This is a genomic window from uncultured Anaerococcus sp. (assembly GCF_947253225.1).
In the GTDB taxonomy this organism is placed as follows: Bacteria; Bacillota; Clostridia; order Tissierellales; family Peptoniphilaceae; genus Anaerococcus.
This window is the reverse complement of record NZ_CAMXYR010000099.1, coordinates 1-3349: the sequence shown is the minus strand read 5'-3', so window position 1 is coordinate 3349 and position 3349 is coordinate 1. Positions and strand designations below refer to the sequence as shown.

Annotated in this window: 3 protein-coding genes and 1 pseudogene; 2 read left to right on the top strand and 2 right to left on the bottom strand. The window is 31.4% G+C overall.

Annotated elements, in window-relative coordinates; translation table 11 throughout:
- Positions 1 to 10 precede the first annotated feature (10 nt).
- Positions 11 to 1216: pseudogene (locus tag Q0W95_RS07745) on the top strand (DNA topoisomerase); the annotation flags it as partial.
- Positions 1217 to 1235: 19 nt separating this feature from the next.
- Entirely contained in the window at positions 1236 to 1526 is a 291-nt protein-coding gene (locus Q0W95_RS07740) for an RNA methyltransferase (protein WP_297791533.1), read from the top strand.
- Between the two features lie 260 nt (positions 1527 to 1786).
- Here Q0W95_RS07740 and Q0W95_RS07735 read toward each other — a convergent pair whose 3' ends face one another.
- Both Q0W95_RS07735 and Q0W95_RS07730 read right to left on the bottom strand, forming a co-directional pair.
- Entirely contained in the window at positions 1787 to 2251 is a 465-nt protein-coding gene (locus Q0W95_RS07735; protein WP_297791531.1) for a hypothetical protein, read from the bottom strand.
- 59 nt (positions 2252 to 2310) lie between these two features.
- Positions 2311 to 3006 carry a hypothetical protein gene (locus tag Q0W95_RS07730; RefSeq protein WP_297791529.1) on the bottom strand — a complete coding sequence of 232 codons (696 nt, stop codon included), beginning with the start codon at positions 3004 to 3006 and terminating at the stop codon, positions 2311 to 2313.
- Positions 3007 to 3349 lie beyond the last annotated feature (343 nt).

Sequence of the window (3349 nt, the reverse complement as noted above, 5' to 3'; positions counted from 1 at the left end):
GGAGGTATTAATGAAGTTAGTAATAGCAGAAAAGCCAAGTGTAGCAGTTACAATTGCAAAAGTAATTGGAGCAAGAACAAGAAAAAATGGATATTATGAGGGTAATGGATACATTGTTTCTTGGTGTGTAGCTCATTTAATTCAAATGGCAAGTCCAGATAAGATAGATGAAAAATGGAAGAAATGGACAATAGACACTCTTCCTATAATTCCAGAAGAATATATTTATGAAGTATCTAAAAGCACTAAAAAACAATATGGAGTTTTAAAGAAACTTTTAAACGATAAGAACATCGACATAGTTATAAATACTTGTGATGCTGGAATAGAGGGAGAACTTATTTTTAGGCTTGTATATAATCAAGCTAAATGTAAGAAGAAGATTCAAAGACTTTGGATATCTTCAATGGAAAACAAAGCTATTGAAGATGGCTTTAGAAATCTTAAAGATGGAGAAAACTTTGAAGACTTATATAGATCGGCAAGTGCAAGAGCTATTGTAGATTGGCTGGTAGGAATGAATTTAAGTAGGCTTTATTCTTGCATTTACAAGGAAAAATATTCGGTTGGTAGAGTACAAACACCAACTTTATATTTAATAGCCAAAAGGGATAGTGAAATAAACCTATTTAAGAAGCAAAAATATTATACAGTTGACCTATCTTATGGAGGATTGAAACTTGTATCTGATAGAATTGATAAAATTGAAGTTGCAGAGCAACTATTAAATCTACTAGAAGATGAAATAGTTATTACAGAGGTAGAAGATAAAGAAATAAGCACAAAACCAGATAAGCCTTATGATCTCACTACCTTACAAAGAGAAGCGAATAAATACTTTGGGTATTCAGCAAATGATACTTTAAATCTGGCACAAGCTTTATATGAAAAAAAGCTAATCACATATCCAAGAACAGATATCAGGTATTTAACCGATGATATGGTTACTACTATGAAAGAATTATTAGAAGGACTTGAAGATGATTTTAAAATTAATGAATCAAACTTTAAGTCTATTTTTAATTCATCTAAGGTTACAGACCACTATGCAATTATTCCTACTATATCTGGCGTTGGAAAAGCCAAAGATTTATCTGATAAAGAAAGTAAAATCTATAATCTAATTAAGGATAAATTACTTGCTTCATGTTCGGATAATTTAAAGGAATCTAGCAGAAAAATCAGATATGAATATGATAAATTTAACTTCGACGCATGTGGAGACGGTTGCTCTTTTGTCCTACCAAGTAATCGAGAAGGATATTTATATTGAGTATGAGTTTAAAGATGATGATATAGTGCCACATAAACAAGCTACTTATAAGGAAATCAAAGAATGGAATTTAGATAAGTACGGTTTCAATGTAAGTAATTTATATATAGGTCAGGCAAAAGAAAAATTTGGTCTTGATAAGAGAAAAAATTATAACATCAGCAAAAAAGAAGACCAAATAGTAACTAAATGTCCTGAAAAAAAGATGGAAGCAATAAAAGAAGCTTTTATACATTTTAAGATGATACGTTAATGGATATTAATTAAAAAAAGTCACAGAATGATTTCTGAGAAGATTTAAAGAGTATAGTCGACTGACTACATGCCTATAATATTATTGTATATATAGAAGGCAGAAAGGGAGTCAAGCTTAGAAGAGAAAGGGAAGCAAAGCTTAAAGAACGTGGTTTTGATAAGGACGTTTCCAAAGGCAAGTATGAAAAGATACTTTATAAGCTTAAACGTAAGTAAAAAAATGACCTAAGCAGTTTGATTCTACTTAGGTCTTTTAATTTATTCGTATTTCCAGTATCCTTCTTTTACAACTTCTTTTTTAGTACCTTTCTTTACCTTTTTGGTACCTACTTGTTTTCTTACTGTGCGAGTCTTTTCGACATTTTCAGTAATAGTTTTGTAGGTCGCAGGTATTGTTTCAGTAGTTGAAAGGTCTGTCTTCCAGGAGTAATAATCAGGATTTGTTAGAGGCCCTTCTATTATTTCATCGTCTGAAGTGCAGTTAGTGCTTAGACCTGCCTCTATGTTTCTTATGTCTTCAGCTTTCTTTTCGGCTCTGTTATAGGTTTTGTTACCTGTTGCAAAGTGGTAGTAATAACCTACTTTCCATTTTTCAACTCTTACAGTTCTTTCTGGAGTATCGATCACTTTCTTTGTTACAGGTTCATAGTAGGTTTCAGTTACGTTTACATAAACTGGCTCATCTTCATAGATTTCAACAGTTTCGTAAACTGAATCTACCAAAACCTTTTTCTTTTTAGGCTCTGGTTTAACTTCAGGTTTAGATGGTTTAGGCTGAGGTTTTACAAGATTTTTCTCTTTTTTTCTACAAGAGGTTTAGATTGTGTATTGTTTGCTAATTCTTTTACAGGGTCTTTGTTAGACTTTATTGTCTCTGATAAGCTACTTGACTTTTTAGCTTCCTTACCCGTTTCTTTTATAGGTTCAACTTCAGTAATTGTTTTAGCCTTTTTCACATCATAATTACTGACATTTTCGATTATTTTGTTTAAAAATTTGTTCTTTTCATTAACAGTTAGCTCATTGCAGCCATTTTCTAAAGCTGTTTTCGTATCAGTAAGAACTTTTCTAATTTGTTCTTCTGTTACTTCTTCTTTAGGTATGAATTTAAGGTCAAAGTTTTCTTTATTAGCATCTTTCTTTATAGACTCTTCAGGTATTTCATACATAGACCCATCGATGTTTACAGGTAGTACAAAGACGTGTACTTCTGCATGGTCGGACTCTACTGGAGTTTCTACTAGGTATGTATCTTCCATTTCATCATCTTCTTCTAATTTTGGGACTACATAAGAGTTTTGTCCATTCTCTGTTACCTTAGCTATGATAGGCGTAGAAGTATCTTTGTCAAAGTTTTTAAGTTTGATTTGAAATTTAAGAGTTCTTTCGTCTTTAACTTCTTCCAATTTTTCATCAGTTTTAATAGCCACTTCTTCTTGTGGAATGTTTTTGTAGTTTCTGGCTCTTTTGTTGAACAAGATGCCAGACTAATAATCATTGCAAGTCCAAAACTTGCTGATTTTATCATCTTTTTATTCATAAATTATTTCTCCTTTATTTCCAATTTAATATTTTATCTTAAAAAAGTAAATCAGTCATTATACACATTTTATAGCACCTTCCACCTCGTGATTATGCACACAAGGATATTATATACATTATATTAAAAGACAAAATATACATAATGGGGTAAAGGTTAAACCTATTACCATAGAAAAATATCTCATCTGTGTTTTCAAATACAAACGATGGGTCCGAAATAATGCAGTATTAAATATCTGTCTCTTATACACATCTCCGAGCCCACGAGACTATTGCGCT